The sequence below is a fragment of the Euzebyales bacterium genome, from assembly GCA_036374135.1.
Taxonomy (GTDB): Bacteria; Actinomycetota; Nitriliruptoria; order Euzebyales; family JAHELV01; genus JAHELV01.
In genome coordinates, this window is record DASUUK010000074.1 from 22,227 (window position 1) to 42,803 (window position 20,577).

The following is a 20,577-nucleotide window of genomic DNA, read 5'->3' on the forward strand; positions in this document are numbered from 1 at the left end:
TCCCACGTCGCGTGTGCTGATGCACGCCCGATCGCAGGTTCCGCACCGACACTTCGGACAACGAGGCATCGTGTCGCGCCTAGCATGAGCGACACGATGAGTCTGTCACACACACACCGCTCTGCCGCGCCTGAGCACCGAGCGGCGTGCGGACGAACCGACCGTCGGTTGGCTCGAGCTCTTCTACGACCTGATGTTCGTGGCGGCGCGGGCGCCGGCGTGTGGATCGCATCGGCGTTCGTCCCGGCACCGTGGCGGTACGCGCTGTGGGCGGCGGCGATGACGATCGACGTGTCGCGCGTGCTCGCGGCGAACCTGCGCCGCTCGGTCGGCAGGCTGCCGCCGGACCGGGAGCACATGGAGGAGCACTACGCGCTGTTCACGATCATCGTGCTGGGCGAGTCCTTCATCAAGACGATCGGGGCCATCGCCGACGAGGGGATCTCGGTCGACACGCAGGTGCCGCCGACCTGGACAGCGATCCCGATGCTCAGCGCGTCTGAACGGCGCCGCGGACTGGACGGCCGATGATGGTGGTGCAGTGGCTCGGGTTCACCTTCGGACTGTTGCTGGTGGTCGCCACGGCACTGAGCGCCGCCAGAATGCTGGTCGTCCCACGGTCCCGGCCGTCGGGGTTCACACGGCCCGTCGAGCGCGCGACATGGACGCTCATCCGCGGCATCGCGCGACGGCTCGGCAGCTACGAGCGCATCGACGCGTTCCTCGCGGGCGCGGGCGCAGCCAAGCTCGCGGTGCTGGCCGGCTGCTGGCTGCTGCTGTTCTGGCTGGCCTACGGCTTGATGCTGCTGCCGTTCACCGAGCTGGCGTTCGGTGAGGCGCTGCGCGAGAGCGGCTCGTCGATGCTGACGTTGGGGTTCGCGTCGACCGATTCGGTGGCCGCGACCGCGATCGACTTCCTGGCCAGCCTGTCGGGCTTCGGCATCATCACGCTGTTCATCGCCTACCTGCCGACGTTGTACTCGGCGTTCAGCCGACGCGAGACGCTGGTGACGACGCTGGACAGCCGCGGCGGCTCACCTCCGTGGGGCCCGGAGATCCTCGCCCGCCACCAGCTCGTCGACATCGTCGACGACCTCGGGGTCTTCTACCAGGACTGGGAGGCCTGGGCCGCCGACGTCGCGGAGAGCCACTCCAACTACCCCGTCCTCATCAGCTTCCGTTCACCGCTGCCCCAGCGGTCCTGGCTCATCGGTCTGCTGGCTGTGTGCGACGCAGCGGCGATGCATCTCGCCCTGTGCCCGTCGACCGCGCCGTCGCAGGCCCGGCTCGTCGTGCGCATGGGCTTCGTGTGCTTCCGCACGCTCGCCGACACCGTCGGCATCGCCTACGACCCGGACCCCAGGCCCGACGATCCGATCGAGCTGAGCTACGACGACTTCCTCGCCGGCGTCGAGCACCTCGAGCGGGCGGGCTTCACGGCCGAGCGTCCACCGGAGGAGGCGTGGCCGCACTTCCACGGCTGGCGGGTCAACTACGAATCCGTCGCGTACGAGTTGGCCGATCACATCGTGGCGCCGCCCACCGCCTGGTCCGGCCCGCGCAGCCTCATCGGCGAGCCGGCGTACTACCCCGAGCGCCCCGCCCACCGCGACCCGGACCACCCTGCGGGCGAGGAGGGCGAGGACGCGGCGACCATGGTCTACGCGTCGGACCGCCGGCGCGCCCGACGAAGCTAGGCGGCCGCGTCCTGATCGTGACGGTCGACGCTCCGCCTCGGGGCGACGGCGTCCCGATGCTGCGGCCTGCACGCGCGCGCTGACCCGCGCCTACGCGGAGCGGCGGGCAGCGTCGAGCACCTCGTCGATCGGGGTGTTCATCGGGTCGGGCAGCTGTTGGACGTAGTCGTAGCCGAACCGGCCCTTGATGCACAGGTGGCCGCGCGTCACGTCATGGTCCTGCGGTGACGTCACCTTGACGATGCGGTTGTCCTGGACGTGCAGCTCCAGGTTGCAGCCGACGCCGCAGAACGAACACACGGTGCGGGTGACCTCCTGCGCGTCGGTGTCCCAGAGCCCAGCCTCGCGCAGCTCGTGTTCGGAGCGGAACATGATCGCCCCGGTCGGGCACACGCTGATGCAGTTGCCGCAGAACACGCACGCCGACTGGCCGAGCTCCTTGTCGTACTCGGTGGCGATGCCGGCGTTGAACCCGCGGCCCGCGACGGTCAACGCGAACGTGTTCTGCGCGTCCTCGCCGCACGCCTCGACGCACTTGTAGCAGGTGATGCAGCGGCTGTAGTCACGCATGTACAGCGCGTTGTCGATCTTCGGCGGCTGTGCCACCGTCTCGGCCGCGAACCCGTCGACCGCGCCGTGGTGGCCGGGCGCTGCCTTGTGGGCGTCACGGTCACCGCCGGACGCGGGCGGACCATAGCGGCCCGAGTCCACGTGGTAGCGGTCCATCCAGCCGTGCACGTCGTCGTGGGCGTAGGACAGGTCGACCGACGAGGCGAGCAGTTCGAGCACCATCCGGCGGCTGTGGCGGACCCGGTCGCTGTCGGTCGCGACGACCATGCCGTCCTCGGCAGGGCGCGAGCAGGCCGGCACCAACGTGCGCGAGCCGGAGACCTCGACCACGCAGACCCGGCACGCGTTGACCGGATCGAGCACGTCGGAGTAGCACAGGGTGGGCGTGTCGATCGCCTGCGACCGGCACGCGTCGAGCAGCGTCGCGCCCTCCGGCACCGCGATCTCGGTGCCGTCCAGCGTGATCGTCACCGTGCGCGCTGCTGGTGTGGAGGTGTCGGTCGGGACGCCGACGTCCGTCATGGTTCGCTCTCCTTGTCCCCGCTCACCGGCTCGTGACGCTCGCCTCACCCGTCCGTTGCATCGAGCAGGCCCGCGTCGAGCGCGGAGCGGATCGCGGTGCTCGCGGTGTGTCCGAGCCCGCAGATCGATGCGTCCTTCATCACCTGGTCGAGCTCGTCGATGAGCTGGCGGTCGTCGTCGTCGTGGCCGTTGCGCAGGTAGCGGTCCAGCGCCTCCTCGACCCGCACCGTGCCGACGCGGCACGGCACGCACTGCCCGCACGACTCGTCGCGGAAGAACCGCGCGATGCGCCGCGTGGCGTCGCCGAGATCCTGCTCGGGTCCGAACACCATGATCACGCCCGATCCGAGCCCCACACCCGCCTCGCGCGCGTCCTCGAACGTCAGCTTCAGATCCAGCATGTCTGCGGTCACGAACGCGCCCGCGGCGCCGCCGAGCAGGACCGCACGGATCGCGTCGACGTTCCCACCGGCCAACGCGATCAGATCACCGAGCGTCGTACCGGACTCGACCTCGTACACGCCGGGGCGCTCGACGTCGCCGGACAGGCAGAACAGCCGGGTGCCGGTCGTGTCCCGCGTGCCGACTGCCGCGTAGGCGCGCCCGCCACCGGTCACGATGGCCGGGACGTTGACCAGCGTCTCGACGTTGTTGATGACCGTCGGCTGGCCGAACAGGCCCGCGACCGTGGGGAACGGCGGCTTGTTGCGCGGTTCACCGCGGTAGCCCTCGATCGAGTTCATCAGGGCGGTCTCCTCACCGCAGATGTACGCGCCCTGGCCCCGCCGCAGGTCGATGTCGAAGCGGAACCCCGCACCCATCACGTCGTCGCCGAGCAGACCACGGCGGCGTGCCTGATCGATCGCGTGACGCATCCTCCGGGTCGCGAGCGGGTACTCGCCCCGGATGTAGAGGTACGCCTGTTCGGCGCCCACGGCGAACCCCGCGATCGTCATCGACTCGATGATCGCGAACGGATCACCCTCCATCAGCACGCGGTCCTTGAACGTCCCCGGCTCTGACTCGTCGGCGTTGCAGATCAGGTACCTGGGTCGACGGGGTGCCTTCGCGACCGCCTCCCACTTGGTGCTGGCCGGAAACGCCGCCCCGCCCCGGCCGCGGATGTTGGCGTCGGCGAGTTCGCGCAGCACGCCCTCCGGACCGAGCTCGATGGCGCGGCGCAGTGCCACGTATCCGCCATCGGCGCGGTAGGCATCGAGATCGGTCGGGTCGACCCGCCCGACGCGCCGCAGCAGGCGCAGGCCCTCCTGCCCCTGCTGCGGCAGCACGACCCGCTCGGTATCGCTGACCGCATCACCGAGCACCGCGGTGGCGGCGTCGGCCGACGCGTGCACGAGGACGGTGTCGTCGGTGCCCGCCAGCTGGGCGTAGCACGCGGGCGCACGGTCGCACTGACCGATGCACGGCGACCGCTTCCACGCCGCGCCGGCGACGACCTCACCCTCGGCCCCGAACCCATCCTGCAGCTGCGCGATCAGCTCGCTGGCGCCGAAGCCCCGGCAGCCGACGTCGTCGCACACGTGCAGCACGCGTGGCGGGCGTTCGGTGACCGACAGCAGCGCGTAGAAGGTCGCGACACCGTACGCCTCGGCGGGAGGCACGGACAGGCGGCGGCAGATGTACATCAGCGCGCCCTCGCTGATCCACCCGACCTGCGACTGCACGGCGTCGAACGCCGGCAGCAGCTCGTCCCGGCGCGCCCGGACACCCCGGCCGGTGTGCGCCAACCGGGTGTCCGTCACGGTGCGGTCGATGGCACCGACCCAGCTGGAGTCGGGGGGACCCAGCACGGTGTCGACGGTGGCGCGTTCCTCGTCCGTCGGTTCGGCGCCGGAGAAGCGAAGATCCATTCAGTCAGTCAGCTCCCTCGTCGCTGCCTTCCCACGGCCCAGGAGGCGGACGGCATGCATGCTAGGCAGTCACCTGCTGGTGCCCTTCCACTCCGGTCCTCCCGGAGGACACCTTCGTGATCCGCACGGCGGTCGCCTTGAACTCCGCGGTCCCGCTCTTGGGGTCCCACGCCTCGATCGTCAGCAGGTTGACGTCGGTCTCGTCGGGATAGTGCAGCGCCATGAAGACCAGACCGGGGCGTAGCCCGTCGTGCAGCCGCACCCGGGCCTCGATCGCACCGCGACGCGACGCCACCTCGACCACGTCACCGGTCGCCAGTTCCAGACGATCGGCGTCCTCGGGCGACACGTCGATCCTCGCCCCGCTGCGCCGCTGATGGCGCAGCGGCGAGGTGTAGCCATCGGTCTGCACGCCGGTGTTGTACGCATCCAGGTGCCGCCCGGTGGTCATTCGCAGCGGGAACGCGTCGGTCAGCTCGTCGACCGGCGGCGCGTATTCGACCGGGGTGAACGGCGCCCGCGGTCCGGTGACCGGGTCGTCCCACAGCCTGGCGTGCAGGAACAGCTCGCCCGGGTGGTCCTCGTCGTAGCAGGGCCACTGCAGCCCACCGTGCTCCTCGAGTCGGCGGTAGCTCATCCCTGCATGGATCGGCGACAGGCTGCGCAGCTCGTCCCAGATCTCCTCCGCCGTCGGGGTGCCCCAGTCGTGACCGAGCGCGCCGGCGAGTGCGGCGATGATCTGCTGGTCAGGACGTGCCTCCCCGGGAGGGTCGAGTGCCCTGCGCACGCGCTGGATGCGACGCTCGCTGGACGTCACCGTGCCCTCGGCCTCGCACCAGTCGGCCGCTGCCGGCAGCACCACGTCCGCCATCTCGGCTGTCCGGGTCATGAACATGTCCTGCACGACCACGAAGTCGACCGCGTCGAGCAGGCGCCGGGCACGCCCGGCGTCAGCCTCCGCCTGTGCGGGGTTCTCACCGATGATGTACAGCGCGCGGATCTCGCCCTCTTCGATGCCGTCGAACATCAGCGTGAGGTGCCGCCCCGGGGTCGCCGGGATCTCAGTTCCCCACAACGCCTCGAACTTCCCGCGTCTGTCATCGTCGGCCACGTCCTGGAAGCCGGGCAGCTTGTTGGGCAGCGCACCCATGTCGCCGCCGCCCTGCACGTTGTTCTGGCCGCGCAACGGCACCAGGCCGGAGCCGTAGCGACCGACGTGGCCACACAGCAGCGCCAGGTTGATCAACGCGAAGACGTTGTCGCTGGCGTTGTGGTGCTCGGTGATGCCAAGCGTCCAGCACAGCTGGGCGCGGCCCGCCCGGGCGTACGTGTGCGCCAGATCGCGGATGGCCTCGGCGGGCACGCCGGTGATCCGTGAGGCGCGCTCGAGCGTCCAGGCCTCGACGAACGCGGCGTACCCCTCATAGCCGGTGGTCGCGCGCCTGATGAACTCGCGGTTGGTCAGCCCGGCGTGGATGATCTCGCGCCCCACGGCGTTGGCGAGGGCGATGTCGGAGCCGACGTCGATGCCCAACCACACGTCCGCCCACTCGGCGGACTCGCTGCGACGCGGGTCGACGCAGTACAGCTTGGCGCCGTGGTGGACGCCCTTGAGCACATGGTGGAAGAAGATCGGGTGCGCGCTGCGCGCGTTGGACCCCCACAGGACGATGAGGTCGGCGTGCTCCGCCTCCTCGTAGGAACTGGTGCCGCCTCCGGCACCGAACACCGTCGCCAGACCGACGACGCTGGGGGCGTGTCAGGTGCGGTTGCAGCTGTCGATGTTGTTGCTGCCGAGCACCACCCTCGCGAACTTCTGCGCGAGGAAGTTCGTCTCGTTCGTGGCCTTCGAGCAGGAGAACATGCCGATGGCCTCGCCGCCGTGCGTGTCCCGGACGTTGCGCAGGCCCGCCGCGGCGGTTGCCAGCGCCTCGCCCCACGAGGCGGGCTGGAGCACGCCGTCACGGCGCACCAGCGGGGTGGTCAGACGGGTCTTGTTGCGCATGACGCTGCCCTTGCGTTCGTGTGGGCGGGTGTTGTTGCGGCCACGTGCATCAGCGTACAGGTCAACACCTGTGGGCAGACGCGTCAAGTGCCGGTGCGTCGGCGCGGCGGCTGCGTCGGCGCCCGGCGGCGCCGGCGACGGTCCCGTCAGCGGCCCCGTGCGAAGACCGGCTCCTCGGTCGTCGACCGGTCCGCGTCGTAACGGTAGCCGAGCCCGTCGAAGTCACGGATGCCCTTCAGGGTGCGCACGCGGTTGCGAACCAGCCAGGCGGCCATCGCCCCGCGAGCGCGCTTGGCGAAGAACGAGACGACCCGGTAGCCGCCCAACCCGTCGCCATCGACGAAGCGCGGGCGGATGATCCTCCCGTCGATGCCGTCGGGACGGACCGACCTGAAGTACTCCTCGGACGCCAGGTTGATCAGCGCGTCCGGCCCGGGGGAGGCCGCCAGGTCCGCGTTGAGCATGGCCGTGATGCCGTCGCCCCAGAAGTCGTACAACGAGCGGCCGCGATCGGTCTGCAACCTCGTGCCCATCTCCAGGCGGTACGGCTGCATGAGGTCCAGTGGTCTGAGCACGCCGTACAGCCCCGACAGGATGCGCACGGTCTTCTGGGCCTCGGTGAAGTCACGCTCACCGAACGTCGTCGCCTGCATGCCGAGGTAGACGTCACCGCGGAACGCGAGGACGGCAGGGCGCGCGTTGTGACGGTCGAACGGCGTCGTGTAGTCGGCGAACCGCTTGGCGTTGAGCTCGGCCAGCTCGTCGGAGATGTCCATGAGCTCGGCCAGTTCGTCGGGCGACTTGCTCACCATGACGTCGACGAGCTCCTCCGAACGGTCCAGCATGCGTGGCTGGGAGTGCTTGCGGGTCGGCAGGCGCGCCTCGTAGTCGAGGGTCTTGGCGGGCGACAGCACCGACAGCATGCGCCAGTTGTACCCCGCGACGCCGGTCCGGACCATCGCTGCGCGCGCCTGATGCGTTCCACCCGCCGCGAGCCGGGTCATGGCCCGCCGGCCGGCGAGGGCGTAGGTTCGACGCACCGCGATGACGACCGGAGGTGACGACGTGCGCGAGGCCCGCGTCGTGGCTGCCGCCACCGTCCTGCTCGCTCTCGGGGCGGTGTTCGATCAACCGGGGCGGGCGGGTGACGGCGCGCGGCGTGACGAACCCGGCCCGATGGGGCCCCTCGGGCGGCTCGCCGGTTCGCTGCGTGATCGCATGCTCGACGTCGTGGGTCCCGACGAGATCGTCGAGCGCCTGGACGTCAACGAGGTCCTCGCCCGCGTCGACGTCGACCACCTGCTGTCCCGCATCGACGTCAACGCGCTGCTCGACCGCGTCGACCCGGACCGGCTGCTCACCCGCGTCGACGCCGACGTGATGCTGGCCCGCGTCGACGTCAACGCCCTGCTTGCCCGTGTCGACGTCAACGCCCTGCTCGACCGGGTTGACGTCGACGCCCTGCTCGACCGCGCCGACATCGATCGGATCATCGATCGCGTCGATGTCGCGGACATCGTCGACCGGGCGGGCATCCCCGACATCGTCGCGGAGAGCACCGGCAGCCTCGCGGAGTCGATCCTCGACATGGTGCGCCGCCAGCTGCTGGGGCTTGACGTGGTCGTCACGCGCACGGTGATGCGCCTGCTGTCGCGCGATGAGCACAGCCTGCCGGCAGGCCCGACCGAGCTCGCGGGCGACGGCGGGCCGTCGTATTCGATGCCCGATCCCAACGCAGAGATCACCGATGTGACCGGCCACTACGCCGGCCCGGTGACGCGGCTGGCGGCACACGTGCTCGACAGTGCGATCGCCGTCGGCGCGTTCACCATCACGAGCGGTGCGGTGGGTTCGGTCTGGCGCACGCTAGGCGGGCCGTCCGACTGGGGGATCCGCGGCACGTTCCTGTTCGGCGCGCTCCTGGTGACGTGGTGCTTCATGTACTGGTGGGCGAGCACGGCCGTCGCCGGCCGGACGCCCGGCATGGCCCTCGTGGGCCTGCGCGTCGTCGATCGGGTGGGCGCTCCGCTGTCGGGACGGCGCGCCTTCCTCCGCGTGGCAACGCTGCCCCTGAGCTTCGCGCTGTTCGGTCTGGGCCTGCTGGGGATCCTGGTCGACCCCGAGCGCCGCGCGCTGCACGACGTTGTCGCCGGATCGACGGTCGTCTACGACTGGGGTGACCGCGCGGCCAGCCTGCCCACGCCGCTCGCCCGCTGGCTGGCACGCCACGAGGCAGAGGTCCAGGCGCCACAGCCGCGGGCGCGGCGGGGGCGCGGGTGACCCAGGGCGTGCGCAGGCTCCGGGTCAGCGACCGGCCCCTTACCGTGCTGAAGTTCGACAGCTCCAGCGGCGCTCGAGCGGTGCTGAGCACGCTGGAGGATCTCCAGCGCCAGCAGCTGATCACCGTGCAGGACGCCGCGATCGTCCAGTGGCCTGCCGACAAGCGCAAGCCCCGCACGGAGCAGCTGCACAGCATGACGGGCGCTGGCGCGCTGTCCGACGCGTTCTGGGGAATGCTGTTCGGGCTGCTGTGCCTGGTCCCGTTGCTGGGCATGGCGGTCGGCGCGGCGATGGGTGCCCTGTCGGGCAGCGTCGTCGATGTGGGCATCGACGACGACTTCATCAAGCAGGTCCGCGAGGAGCCCGACCACAACGCCCACGATCGGCATGCCGATGAGCACACAGCAGACCGGTGACGTCCGCACCGAGCTCGAGCACGAGCTCACGACGCTGCGCCGCCGATCGACGACGGTCGCGATCGCACGCGTGATCTCCTACGTCGCGTACGCGTGGGTGATCGTGTCGCTGATCATCCTCGCGTTCGGCTTCGTGCTGCTGTTGCTGGGGGCGAACCCGGATGCCGGGTTCAGCCAGTGGGTCTACCGGCACCTGACCGACACCATGGAGCCGTTCCGCGGGATCTTCCCGCAGCAGGCGATCTCGGACGGCTCGACGCTCGACGTGTCGATCCTGTTCGCGATGTTCGTGTACAGCCTGATCGCGCTCGGCGTGCGCAGCGTGATCGACTGGCTGACGTTCCGACGCGACGAGCTGCAGCAGCGGATGCGACGGGACGAAGACCTCCGGCGCCGCGTCGATCTCGAGGAACAGCGGCGGCAGCAGCGGCTGGCCGGCGATCCAGGTCGCCCTCCACCCGGACCACGGCGCGATCCGCTGCGCTAGATGGATCCGTCTGCGGACCGGACCACCGCACCGCCGCGACGGCCTGTGCCGGAACGTACATCGGGTCCGCGCTGCCACTCGGCGTACGCGCACCCACCCCGTCGCGACGAGCGCAGCCCGACAGGCCTTGCGGATCTGCGCGTCGCTGTCATGCTCAGCCGACGGGTGTGGGTGCCGCGGCCACAGGCCTGGCGGTGGTGGACCAGGCGAGACCAGTGAGGCGAAGGGACGGCGATGACAGAGTTCGATGACCAGGTGGGAGTGGCCGGCCTCCGTGAGCGCATCGCGCGTGTCCGCGCGGAACTGCGCCGCTCCGCCAGCTTCGAGGAGGGTGCGTGGAGCGTCGACGGGCACACCTTCGCGTTCGAGGTGGCGCTGTCGCGGCCGCTGCCGGTCGGCGGCTACGCGCTGCTGACGACACGCGACGGGCGCAGCTACCTCGGCCAGGTCACCGACCAGAGGATCACGACGCGGCCGGGTCCGCAGGTGTCGGTCGACCTCTCGTCGGCGCTCGGCGGTGAAGGGACGCCGGGGACCGCGTCGGCGACCGTCAGCATCCGGCTGGCCGCCGGCGACGGGTTGCTGCTCGCGGCGGTCGCGGACGACGGCTTCGGCCCGCTGGATCGACACGCGACGTTCGACCTCGCCCCGCTGGAGGAGGCGCCCGGCGAGCTCGTCGACGCGTACATCGAGTGGAGCCGCAAGGGTGTCGGCCTCACGACCGGTGCCGCCACCTACGGCTCCGGCGACGTGCTGCCACTGCTGTCGGCCAAGGGCTTCAACCGCCACACGTTCCTGTGCGGGCAGTCCGGTTCGGGCAAGACCTACGGCCTCGGTGTGCTGCTCGAGCGGCTGCTGCTGGAGACCACGATCGAGATGGTCATCCTCGATCCGAACTCGGACTACGTCGGCCTCGGCGATCTGCTGCCGCCCGACGAGTCCGGCGCGCACGGCGACATGTACGAACGCGTGGCTGCGCACTGGGAGCACCTGCGCGATCGCATCGTCGTCGTCGGGCCCGGTGAGGGCGCGATGCCCCTGCGGGTGGTCTTCGGACGGCTCACGCTCGAGCAGCAGGCCCTGGTGCTCGGCCTCGATCCGCTGGCGGACGCCGAGCGCTTCGGTGCGTTCCGCGAACTGCACGCGGCCTACGATCCCTCCCACCTGACGCTGGACCGCCTGCTCGCCGATGCGGAGGCTGCGGACGATCCACGGATGCAGGCGTTGGCTCTGCACATCCGCAACGTGGGTGCACCGGACTGGGATGTGTGGGTGGGCAAGGACGACACGCCGCTTCTGGAGGCGTTGCCCGACGAGCGCCGCGTGATCATCTTCGACCTGGGCCGGACGGACTCGGCCGCGGAGCGCGCGGTGCTGTCGACGGCGGCGCTCGAGTGGCTGTGGCGCTGGCGCCACGAACGGGTGCCCCGCCTGGTCGTGATCGACGAGGCGCACAACGTGTGTCCGCAGGTGCCGCACGACCGCATACAGGCGCTGGCCACGGAGCACGTCATCCGGATCGCCGCCGAGGGACGCAAGTACGGGCTGTACCTGCTGCTGTCGACACAGCAGCCACAGAAGATCCACGCCAACGTGCTCGCGCAGTGCGACAACCTGATCCTGCTGCGCATGAACTCGCGGATCGACACGGAGCACCTCGCGCAGGTGTTCGGCTTCGTGCCGCCGTCGTTGATCCACCAGGCGTCGTCGTTCACCCTCGGCGAGGGTCTGGTGGCGGGCAGGATCTCCTCCCACGCGATGCTGTACCGGGGTGACCGGCGGTGGACGCGTGAAGGCGGCGCCGACGTTCCCACCACCTGGGCGTCACCGGCCTGACGGCGCATCGATGGCAGGATCCGCTGGGTCAGTCGTTCGTCGTGCCAGCGCGGCGCTGCGTCGCGCGGGTGCCGCGGACATGGCGGTGGCGCAGCCGCGGTGGACGACCACGCTCGCCACGCGTGCACTCGCCAACGTGCGCTTCGAGGTCTCGACGCGCCGGCGGGCGGTCGCGCTCACGTTCGACGACGGCCCGCACGGTGCGGTCACACCCGCGCTGCTGGACGTGCTCGCCGGCCACGACGCCACGGCGACGTTCTTCGTCATCGGCGGCCACGTCGTGGGCAACGAGACCGTCGTGCGGCGCATCGTCGACGACGGGCACGAGCTCGGCGCGCACGGCATGAACGCCGCGCCGGACGTGATGGTGACGCGTGCGGGGTTCGAGCGTGAGCTCCTGGCCTGCGTCGACACGCTGGCGCCGTGGGGACGCATCCGCTACTTCCGGCCCGCGTCAGGGTGGATCCGTCCCGACCAGCTCGCCGTCGCACGTCGTCACGGCCTGACGTGCGCGTTGGGCTCCATCACGCTGGCGCGCGATCCGATCACGGCGCCCGACCGCGCCGCGCGGCTGCTGGACCGGCGGGTGCGACCCGGTGCCATCCTCGTGCTGCACGAAGGCGCCGCCGAACGCGCCAACGTGGTCGAATGCGTCGATGTCCTGCTCTCGCGGCTGCGCACGCGCGGGTACACGGCCGTCGCCCTGTGCGAGCTCGACAGCTGACCCGCGGACGACCGGAGGTGCGCGCCGGTCAGACGTGGGCGTAGCGGTCGCGGAACCAGTTGGCGATCACGACGTCGGTCGACGAGTGCAGCACGATCGACACCGTCGCGGCGAGCGCGACGGCCTGGAACAGCAGCGACGCATCGGCGATGTCGGACTGCAGGATGAGCAGGCCGTAGACGACGCTGGCGAACCCCTTCGGGCCGAACCACGAGGCGACCGCGTACTCACCCTTGTGCAACCCGGTGCCGGCCAGGGCGACGGGCAGCGTCAGCGGTCGGACGACCACGACGGCCACCACCGCGAACACGTACACCGGCCAGCGCGCGACCGTGAAGACCTCCGGGATGAGGAACGTGCCGAACACGAACAGCGCCGCGAGCTTGAACATCTCGGCGACGACCTCACCGAACTCGTGGAACGCCTCACGTGCCCGCGGACCGGTGCTGGCGACCGTCACACCCGCGGCGAACGCTGCGAGGAACAGGTTCGCGTGGGTGACCGACGAGACCGTGTAGACCAGCAGACCGATCGCGAACCCGTTGAGCTGCTCGTACGGCCCGGACGCCGCGAAGAAGCGTGACTGTTCGAGGCGGATCGTGATCAGGGGGATCAGGATGCCGACGAGCAGCCCGAGGCCGACCTCTTCGAGCGCCGTCGCCGCTTCGGTGTCCCCCCCGCTGGCGGCCAGCAGCACGAGCACGATCGGAAGCGCGAGACCGTCGTTGATGCCGCTCTCGACGTTGAGCAGGTGACGCAGCCGGTAGGGCACCTCGGGGCGTCCCACGATCGCGGACGCGAACACGGGATCGGTCGGACTGAGCGCCGCCCCCAGCAGGAACGCCTCGACCCACGGCAGTCCGACGATGTAGTGGCCCGCGACGGCCGTACCGACCAGCGTCAGGGGCATGCCGAGCAGCAGCGCGCGGCCCGGCAGCCGCCACGCCACGGCCAGGTCGCGCACGCCGACCAGCATGCCGTCGGTGAACAGCACGCTGAACAGCGCCAGCTCGGCGACGAGCTCGACGACCTCCTCGGGGCTCTCCGGCACGATGCCGACCCCCTGGATCAGCACGCCGCACGCGAGGAACATCACGGCGGTCGACAGAACGCTGCGCTCGGCCAGTGCGGAGATCAGCACGGCGAGCATGAGCGCGACGGCGAAGCCCAGGAGCAGCGTCATGGCGCCCCAGGGTGACACATCCGCACACCGATTCCTGGCGCCTCGCGGGGCGGCGCGTCCGGCGCTACCTGACCGGCGAGCTCCCCGACTGGGCGTCGTCAGGCGGCAGGTCCGACGTGCCACACCCGGCGCACAGGCCGAAGATGTCGGCCCGGTGACCGGTCACGTGGAACCCGCGGCGCGACGCCACGGCGTCGACCCACCGCTCGACCTCCTCGGCCGTGATCTCGTCGACCCGGTCGCACGACTCGCAGATCAGATGGTGGTGATGGTCCTCCGAGCACAACCGGAACGCCTGCTCGCCGTCACGGGGGATGGCATCGAGCAACCCGGCATCCGCCAGGGACGCGAGGGTGCGGTAGACGGTCGTCAGGCCCACCGGCTCGCCACCGGCGCGCAGCTCGCCGTGCAGGTCCTGGGCCGTGATCGCGTCGGGCCGGCCGCGCAGCGCGTCGAGCACGGTCGCCCGTTGTCGCGTGGCGCGCAGACCCGCCTCGCGCAGTGCCTCCGAGGTCATGCTCACGTCGTCGGTCGTGGTCTGCCCGACCGCGCGGTCGCCGTTGTGGTGCGTGGCGCTCATCGGCGATCCACCACGACGTCCTGGCAGCCGACATGCTCGTCGAGGTGGGCGACGCCCGGCTCGTCGGTGACGTGCCGGCCACGGTACGCCGCCCGCAGGTTCGCGGCGGTGATCACCTCGGCCGGGGAGCCGGCCGCGACCACTGTGCCGGACAGCAGGACCACGTGGTCGGCACGCTCGGCGTCCTCGAGGTCGTGGGTGGCCACGACCACCGCCCCGCCCGCATCGCGGACGTCGGAGGTGACCGACATGATGGCCTCGCGGCTCGCGAGATCCAGACCTGTGACCGGCTCGTCGAGCAGCAGCAGCTCGGCCTCCTGCGCCAGCCCCTGGCCCACGAGCACCCGCTGGCGCTGACCTCCGGAGAGCTCTCGGAGGTGGCGGTCAGCCAGATCGGCGATGTCGAGACGGTCGAGCGCGGCGTCGACGGCCCGGCGGTCGGCGGCCGTCAGGCGGCCGAGCAGGCCGCGGCGCGCGTAGCGGCCCATGGTCACGACCTCGCGCACGGTCACCGGAAGCGACTGGTTGGCCGGCGTCGACTGCAGCACGTAGGCGACCCGGGCGGACAGGCCGTTGCGCCCCGGACGGTTGCCGAGCACCCGCAGATCCCCGGCCGTCACGGGCACCAGGCCGGCGATCGCCGACAGCAGCGTCGACTTGCCCGACCCGTTGGGTCCGACCAGCGCCGTGACCGCACCTCCGGGCAGCCGGAGATCGCAGGCCCGCAGCACGACACGCGCCCCGTAGGCCACGGCGACCGCCGTGGCCTCGACAACCGGTGGAGCCACTGGCACGTCCGATCGGTCGGGGGCTCGAAGTTGGCAATGATTACCAGGTGCATGGTACACCTGTATCGACCCTCTTGTTGAACATCGTTCCCGATATCATCTGGACATCCCCATGCGCAGCGCTTCCCACATGCACCGCTGCCGGCGCGCCTCCGGTCCGCGCGGACTGGCATGGCTGGCGATCGTTGCGTTGCTGACGGCGTGCACGTCGCAGGCGGCCACGACCGCGAGCGAACCCGGGCCCGGCGGCGTTGCGATCGTCGCGACCACGGCGATCATGGGCGACGTCGCCCGCAATCTCGCCGCGGACGACGACCGGGTCTCGGTACTGATGGACGCGGGCGCCGATCCCCACACGTTCGAGCCGTCGGCGCGCCAGATCGCGGAGCTGGCCGACGCCGATCTGGTCGTCGCCAACGGCGCGGGCCTCGAGGAGGGACTCGACGATGCGCTCGACGAGGCCGCGGCGGCCGGCGTCCCGATCTTCTTCGCCGCCGACCACGTCGACACCCTGGCCGCCGATGACGACGATGACCACGGGACGAGCAGGGACGACGCCGTCGACCCGCACATCTGGATGGATCCGGCACGGATGGCGGACGCGGTCCGCGCCCTCGGCAGGCAGATCGGCGTCCAGACCGATGCACCGCAGGCCGCTGCGGACCGCGCGCAGCCGTACGCCGGACAACTGGCCGACCTGGACCGCCGGATCGAGGAGATGCTGGCCGACATCCCGAGCGAGCGTCGGACGCTGGTGAGCAACCATGCGTCGCTGAGCTACTTCGCCGACCGCTACGATCTGCGGATCGTCGGCACCGTCATCCCGGGGGTGTCGACCGGCGGCGAACCGAGCGCGCGCGAGATCGAGGCGCTCGCCGAGGCCATCCGACGCGAGGAGGTCCCGGCGATCTTCACCGACAGCACCGCACCGTCGCAGCTCGCCGCGACCCTCGCGCGCGAGACCGGCACGGACGTCCAGGTCGTCGAGCTCTACACGGGATCACTGGGCACCGGCGACGAGGCGACGACGTACCTGGAGATGCTGGAGACGGACGCCCAACGCATCAGCGAGGCGCTGCGTCCGTGAACCGCACGGCCGGAACCGCCGGCGGCGCGCGAGCGCGGCCGCACACACCCGACGACACGAGCAGGTGACCATGACGCCGATCGAGGTGCTCATCGAGCCCTTCACGGCCGCGTTCATGCAGCGGGCGCTGCTGGCCGGCGCACTGGCGGCGGTGACGTGCTCGCTGGTCGGCACCTGGGTGGTGCTGCGGGGCCTGACCTTCATGGGCGACGCGTTGGCACACGGCGTGCTCCCCGGCATCGCGGTCGCCTACCTGCTGGCCGGTGGCAACGCGACCGCCACGATCGTGGGTGCGAGCGTCGCGGCCGTCGTCATGATCGCCGGCGTGGACGCGGTCCAGCGGCACTCGCACCTGCCGGCGGACGCCGGCATCGGCCTGCTGTTCATCGGGATGCTCGCGCTCGGCGTGATGATCATCTCGCGGGGGGCGTCCTACGCGGGTGACCTGCTGGGCTTCCTGTTCGGAGCCGCACTGGGCACGCCACCGGGAGCCATCGTCGTGCAGGCCGTGGCGGTCGTCGTGACGCTGGTCGGCGTCGTCGTGTTCCACCGCGCGTTCCTGGCGTTGAGCTTCGACGAACGCAAGGCGCAGGGGTTGGGCCTGCACCCCGCGGCGGCGCGGGTGGTGCTGCTGGCGTTGATCGCCGTCGCGATCATCAGCTCGTTCCAGACCGTCGGCAACCTGCTGGTCTACGGTCTGCTGATCGCCCCGCCGGCGGCTGCGAGCCTGTTGGCGCGACGGGTGGCGGCGATGATGTCGACCGCGGTCGTCATCGGAGTCCTGAGCGTCTACGTGGGTCTGCTGGCCAGCTACCACCTCGATCTGGCGGCGGGAGCGGCGATGGCCGGGGTCGCGGTCGCGACCTTCTTCGTCGTGCTGGCGGTGACCGAACTGCGCAACGCCACACGGCACCGGCCGGCCGCACGGCGCGCGATCGCGGGAGCGGGCAGCCACCGCTGATCCCTGATCGGCGATCCGTCGCGGCATCGAAGATCAGGAAGATCCCTGAGCGTCCCGGGCCGCCGACGGCTCTACCGTCGTAGCAGTTCCCACGGACGGCGATCGACGTCAGGAGCCCACCATGTCGTCCACCAGACCCCGACGCCTGTACCGCTCCCGCCACCACCGTGTGCTGGCCGGCGTGTGCGGCGGCATCGCCGACTACTTCGGCCTGGACCCGACGGTGGTGCGGGTCGCCTTCCTGGTGTCGTTCCTGATCCCCGGCCCGCAGGCCGTGTTCTACCTGGTGGCCTGGATCGTGATGCCCGACGAGCCCTAGGACGACCGTGGGACGGTGACCCATGATCGTCGCCCCGTCCACCCGATCGACCCTTGACCGGTCAGCGGCGTTGCCTTCGTCGAACACATGTTCGATACTGTGATGTGTGTCCCAACAAGCTCCCGGAGCCGTGGTCGCACCAGCATCGACGCTGACCGGACGGCGTGACCACCTGCTGCCCACCGCACCAGCCCTGCAGCCGCTGTTCCCCGACGCCGCGCTGCGACGGGGCAGCATCGTCGGTGTGTCCGGCACCGGCGCGACGTCCCTGCTCCTCGCGCTGCTCGCAGCCCCCAACGCGGCCGGCGCCTGGTGCGCCGCGGTCGGGCTGGATTCGCTGGGCCTGCTGGCCGCCGAAGGAGCCGGCGTCGATCTGCAGCGGTTCGTGCTGGTGCCCGATCCCGGACCCGACTGGCCGACGATCGTCGCGGCGCTGCTCGACGCGTTCGAGGTCGTCGCGCTGCGCCCACCCTCCCGACCCGCCGCCGCGGCGCAGCGCCGGCTGGCGGCCCGGGTCCGTGAACGCCGCCGGGCGTTGCTCGTGCTGCCGGACCATGCGTCGACGGGGTGGTCGTTCGACGTCAGCATGACCGGCACCGCCGCGGTGTGGGAGGGCCTGGGATGGGGTGCGGGTCACCTGCGCGGTCGACAGGTCCGTGTACGTGCCGAAGGGAGGCGGCTTGCCGGACGCCCCCGCCATGCCGGGGTGTGGCTGCCCGATCAGGACGGTGAGGTCTCTGCGGCACGACCCGTCGCCACCGCCACTCCGCTGCATCGCGACGACGAGCGGAACCGGAGCGGCGTCGCGTGACGCGGGACGCCGCGCGCCGCACGCTGGTGGTCGGGTGCACCGACTGGCCGCTGACGGCCGCGGGCATCGCGCCCGGCCGGCCGGCGGCGGTCCTCGCCAGCCACAGGGTGGTCGCCGCGAGCGCGGCCGCGCGCGCCGCCGGGGTGGCACGCGGCCAACGCCAACGCGAGGCACAGGCCCGCTGTCCCGACCTGACGCTGCTGCCCTCCGCACCCGACGCCGAGGCGCGGGCGTTCGAGCCGGTCGCGACCGCGGTCGCCGCGTTCAGCCCTCGCGTGGAGATCGTCCGACCGGGCGTGGTCGCGCTGGCGACCAGGGGTCCGTCGCGGTACTTCGGCGGCGACGCTGCGCTGGTGGCCGGGATCGCCGACGCCGTCACGGATGTGTTGGCAGAGATCTCCCCTACAGATCAGCGCGAGGACCGGTGCCGGGTCGGCATCGCCGACGGGCTGTTCGGGGCGCTGCTCGCAGCCAGCCGCCGCGTCGTGGTGCCACCGGGCGGGACCGCCGCCTTCCTGGCCCCCTTCGCGGTCTCGACCCTGGACCGCCCCGAGCTGACCGACCTGCTGCGTCGTCTGGGGATCACCACCCTGGGGGCGCTGGCCGCATGCGACGACCGCGACGTCCTCGACCGGTTCGGCAACGACGGCGCACGGGCGCTCCGGCTGGCCCGTGGCCTGGACGAGCGTCCGCTGGTCCCCCACCCCCCCAGAACCGAGCTGCTGGTCAGCCAACCGTTCGACCCGCCCGCGGCGCGGGTCGACGTGGTGGCCTTCGCCGGCCGCGGGCTGGCCGAGTCGCTGCACCAGCGGCTGCAGCGCGCGGGTCTGGTGTGCATGCGGCTGGCGGTGGAGCTCGAGACCGTACACGACGAACAACAGGTCCGGTTGTGGCGGCACCTGGACGGGGCGTTCACACCCGCCGCCATGGTCGACCGGCTGCGCTGGCAGCTGGAGGGTTGGTCGAACAGCTCGAACCGTCCGACCGCAGGGGTGTCGCTGGTACGCCTGCACGCCGACGAGTGTGCCCCGGCCGGCGAGGTGCAGCCCGATCTGTGGGACACCCACGCGACCATCGACGCCCAGGTCCGGCGGACGCTGGGCCGCGTGCAGGGCCTGCTGGGCCAGGAGCGGGTGCACACCGCGGTGATCGGCGGCGGGCGCACCCATGCCGACCAGGTGCGACTGGTCGCCTGGGGCGATCCACGGGAGCCGGCGCGCCCCGGCCTGCCGGGGACCGTCACCGTTCGGGTGCCCACCGGCGTCGAGATGCCACCGTGGCCGGGCAGGTTGCCACCGCCCGCCCCGGCGGTCGTCCATGCCGCCCCCCTGCCGGCCGACGTCCGCGACCGGTTCGACCGACCGGTGGTTGTCACGTCACGGTGCACCGCAACCGGTGAGCCGTCCCGCGTGTCGATCGCCGCGGGACCGTGGCTCGACCTGGTCGGGTGGGCCGGACCCTGGCCGGTCGACGAGCGCTGGTGGGATGACGCCCAGGCGCGGCGACGGGCGCGCTTCCAGATGGCGCTGTCCGACGGCACCGCCCATCTGCTGGCGCTGGAGGACGGCCGGTGGTGGGTCGAGGCGACCTACGACTGACGCCGACGCCACACCGCCGTCGCGCACGCCACGCTCACCGTGTGCCGCCGGGCCCCGATCCGCGACCGCGGCCGGCGCCCCGACACGGGCACCGACGATGTCAGGCGCGGATCACTCGAGCGTCGACGGGTAGTCCAGACGATCCAGCGGGACCACCACAGACGAGGCGATGTTGAGCGCGTTGGCGGCGATCCGTCCCAGGTGACGATATGTCAGCGCCAGCGCCACCGGCTGCGTCGAGCTGTCCCACCTTCCTGGTGCCGTGTCTCCGGTCGCATGCGGTACACCGGTCTCCGACTCACTTCGCACCACGTCGTCCAGGCGCGCCAGGCACGCCTGCTGGGCAGCGCGCGCACGCTTGATCAGATCCCGCGCGCCGTCGACGTCCTCGTGCTCGATCACCGTCGGCAGCTCCTCGAGCACCGCGACGACCGCGCCACCAAGTTGTGCCAGATCGTCGCGTACGGACCCGGTCGGCGGCGTGATCAGCGCCGCCAGACCGCTGAGGCCCAGTGCCAGGTCGGTGATCCGCTCAGCGTCCTTGGCGATGCTCATGTAGGTCAGGCACGCGGGCATGTCACCGGCCCCGTGCACCGTCGCGTGGATCAGCAACTGCCTGCGCATGCTGATCTCCGCCGCATCCGCCCGCTCCTCCAGCGTGGCGACCCGGCCGTGGGCGGTGGCCGGATCGATCTCACCGAGTCGTGCCGCCAGCGCCGTCGTCAGCGCCTCGCGCGCCTCGTGCAGCATGACGATGAAACCCGCCAGCACCCGGTCCAGGCTGTCACGGCGTCGCGGCATCCTCGGCTCCCCTCACCCAGCGTTGCACGCACCGTACCGCG

The 20,577-nt window shown here is 71.3% G+C and carries 20 protein-coding genes; 12 read left to right on the forward strand and 8 right to left on the reverse strand.

The annotated features are described in order from the left end of the window. Positions 1-96 precede the first annotated feature (96 nt). Together VFZ70_12470 and VFZ70_12475 are read left to right on the forward strand one after the other, a co-directional pair. On the forward strand, positions 97-531 hold the full coding sequence (locus VFZ70_12470; GenBank protein ID HEX6256611.1) for a low temperature requirement protein A: 435 nt from the start codon (positions 97-99) through the stop codon (positions 529-531). Continuing rightward, positions 528-1,697 (forward strand): hypothetical protein, encoded by a 1,170-nt coding sequence (locus VFZ70_12475; GenBank protein HEX6256612.1) that lies wholly within the window; start codon positions 528-530, stop codon positions 1,695-1,697. Before VFZ70_12470 ends, VFZ70_12475 begins: the two co-directional genes overlap by 4 nt. Before the next feature lie 90 nt (positions 1,698-1,787). Here the strand turns inward: VFZ70_12475 and VFZ70_12480 are convergent, their stop codons facing one another. The 4 genes from VFZ70_12480 to yaaA all read right to left on the reverse strand — a co-directional run bounded on the left by VFZ70_12480 (position 1,788) and on the right by yaaA (position 7,624). Next, on the reverse strand, positions 1,788-2,789 hold the full coding sequence (locus VFZ70_12480) for a 2Fe-2S iron-sulfur cluster-binding protein (protein ID HEX6256613.1): 1,002 nt from the start codon (positions 2,787-2,789) through the stop codon (positions 1,788-1,790). A gap of 44 nt (positions 2,790-2,833) precedes the next feature. Next, a complete protein-coding gene (locus tag VFZ70_12485; protein HEX6256614.1) occupies positions 2,834-4,660 on the reverse strand; it encodes an NADH-ubiquinone oxidoreductase-F iron-sulfur binding region domain-containing protein in 1,827 nt (608 codons plus the stop codon). Positions 4,661-4,721: 61 nt separating this feature from the next. Next, complete coding sequence (locus VFZ70_12490; protein HEX6256615.1) at positions 4,722-6,665, reverse strand: molybdopterin-dependent oxidoreductase; 1,944 nt, start codon at positions 6,663-6,665, stop codon at positions 4,722-4,724. 146 nt (positions 6,666-6,811) lie between these two features. Continuing rightward, entirely contained in the window at positions 6,812-7,624 is an 813-nt protein-coding gene (gene yaaA, locus VFZ70_12495; protein HEX6256616.1) for a peroxide stress protein YaaA, read from the reverse strand. An 85-nt stretch (positions 7,625-7,709) separates the two neighbouring features. Here yaaA and VFZ70_12500 point away from each other — a divergent pair, with 85 nt between their 5' ends. From VFZ70_12500 to VFZ70_12520, 5 genes are all read left to right on the forward strand, one after another. Beyond that, positions 7,710-8,945, forward strand: a complete 1,236-nt coding sequence (locus VFZ70_12500) for an RDD family protein (GenBank protein ID HEX6256617.1) — start codon at positions 7,710-7,712, stop codon at positions 8,943-8,945. Beyond that, complete coding sequence (locus VFZ70_12505) at positions 8,942-9,361, forward strand: DUF1269 domain-containing protein (GenBank protein ID HEX6256618.1); 420 nt, start codon at positions 8,942-8,944, stop codon at positions 9,359-9,361. The genes VFZ70_12500 and VFZ70_12505 overlap by 4 nt, the downstream gene beginning before the upstream one ends. Continuing rightward, entirely contained in the window at positions 9,339-9,848 is a 510-nt protein-coding gene (locus tag VFZ70_12510) for a hypothetical protein (protein ID HEX6256619.1), read from the forward strand. Before VFZ70_12505 ends, VFZ70_12510 begins: the two co-directional genes overlap by 23 nt. 234 nt (positions 9,849-10,082) lie before the next feature. Then, positions 10,083-11,684 carry an ATP-binding protein gene (locus VFZ70_12515; GenBank protein ID HEX6256620.1) on the forward strand — a complete coding sequence of 534 codons (1,602 nt, stop codon included), beginning with the start codon at positions 10,083-10,085 and terminating at the stop codon, positions 11,682-11,684. Between the two features lie 79 nt (positions 11,685-11,763). Beyond that, positions 11,764-12,408 (forward strand): polysaccharide deacetylase family protein, encoded by a 645-nt coding sequence (locus VFZ70_12520; GenBank protein HEX6256621.1) that lies wholly within the window; start codon positions 11,764-11,766, stop codon positions 12,406-12,408. 28 nt (positions 12,409-12,436) lie between these two features. Here VFZ70_12520 and VFZ70_12525 read toward each other — a convergent pair whose 3' ends face one another. The 3 genes from VFZ70_12525 to aztA all read right to left on the reverse strand — a co-directional run bounded on the left by VFZ70_12525 (position 12,437) and on the right by aztA (position 14,959). Continuing rightward, complete coding sequence (locus VFZ70_12525; GenBank protein HEX6256622.1) at positions 12,437-13,591, reverse strand: cation:proton antiporter; 1,155 nt, start codon at positions 13,589-13,591, stop codon at positions 12,437-12,439. 64 nt (positions 13,592-13,655) lie between these two features. Then, the gene (locus tag VFZ70_12530) at positions 13,656-14,171 is read right to left on the reverse strand and encodes a Fur family transcriptional regulator (protein HEX6256623.1); all 516 of its coding nucleotides are present in this window, start codon (positions 14,169-14,171) and stop codon (positions 13,656-13,658) included. After that, complete coding sequence (aztA, locus tag VFZ70_12535; GenBank protein ID HEX6256624.1) at positions 14,168-14,959, reverse strand: zinc ABC transporter ATP-binding protein AztA; 792 nt, start codon at positions 14,957-14,959, stop codon at positions 14,168-14,170. Before aztA ends, VFZ70_12530 begins: the two co-directional genes overlap by 4 nt. A 112-nt stretch (positions 14,960-15,071) precedes the next feature. On the opposite strand from aztA, the gene VFZ70_12540 reads away from it, so the two are divergent. The 5 genes from VFZ70_12540 to VFZ70_12560 all read left to right on the forward strand — a co-directional run bounded on the left by VFZ70_12540 (position 15,072) and on the right by VFZ70_12560 (position 19,735). Then, entirely contained in the window at positions 15,072-16,046 is a 975-nt protein-coding gene (locus tag VFZ70_12540) for a metal ABC transporter substrate-binding protein (protein HEX6256625.1), read from the forward strand. Between the two features lie 70 nt (positions 16,047-16,116). Beyond that, a complete protein-coding gene (gene aztB, locus VFZ70_12545) occupies positions 16,117-17,007 on the forward strand; it encodes a zinc ABC transporter permease AztB (GenBank protein HEX6256626.1) in 891 nt (296 codons plus the stop codon). Between the two features lie 121 nt (positions 17,008-17,128). Beyond that, a complete protein-coding gene (locus VFZ70_12550; GenBank protein ID HEX6256627.1) occupies positions 17,129-17,326 on the forward strand; it encodes a PspC domain-containing protein in 198 nt (65 codons plus the stop codon). Between the two features lie 130 nt (positions 17,327-17,456). Then, positions 17,457-18,137 carry a hypothetical protein gene (locus VFZ70_12555; GenBank protein ID HEX6256628.1) on the forward strand — a complete coding sequence of 227 codons (681 nt, stop codon included), beginning with the start codon at positions 17,457-17,459 and terminating at the stop codon, positions 18,135-18,137. After that, entirely contained in the window at positions 18,134-19,735 is a 1,602-nt protein-coding gene (locus VFZ70_12560) for a DNA polymerase Y family protein (protein HEX6256629.1), read from the forward strand. Before VFZ70_12555 ends, VFZ70_12560 begins: the two co-directional genes overlap by 4 nt. Positions 19,736-19,846: 111 nt before the next feature. Here the strand turns inward: VFZ70_12560 and VFZ70_12565 are convergent, their stop codons facing one another. Beyond that, entirely contained in the window at positions 19,847-20,536 is a 690-nt protein-coding gene (locus VFZ70_12565; protein HEX6256630.1) for a PhoU domain-containing protein, read from the reverse strand. Positions 20,537-20,577: the final 41 nt, after the last annotated feature.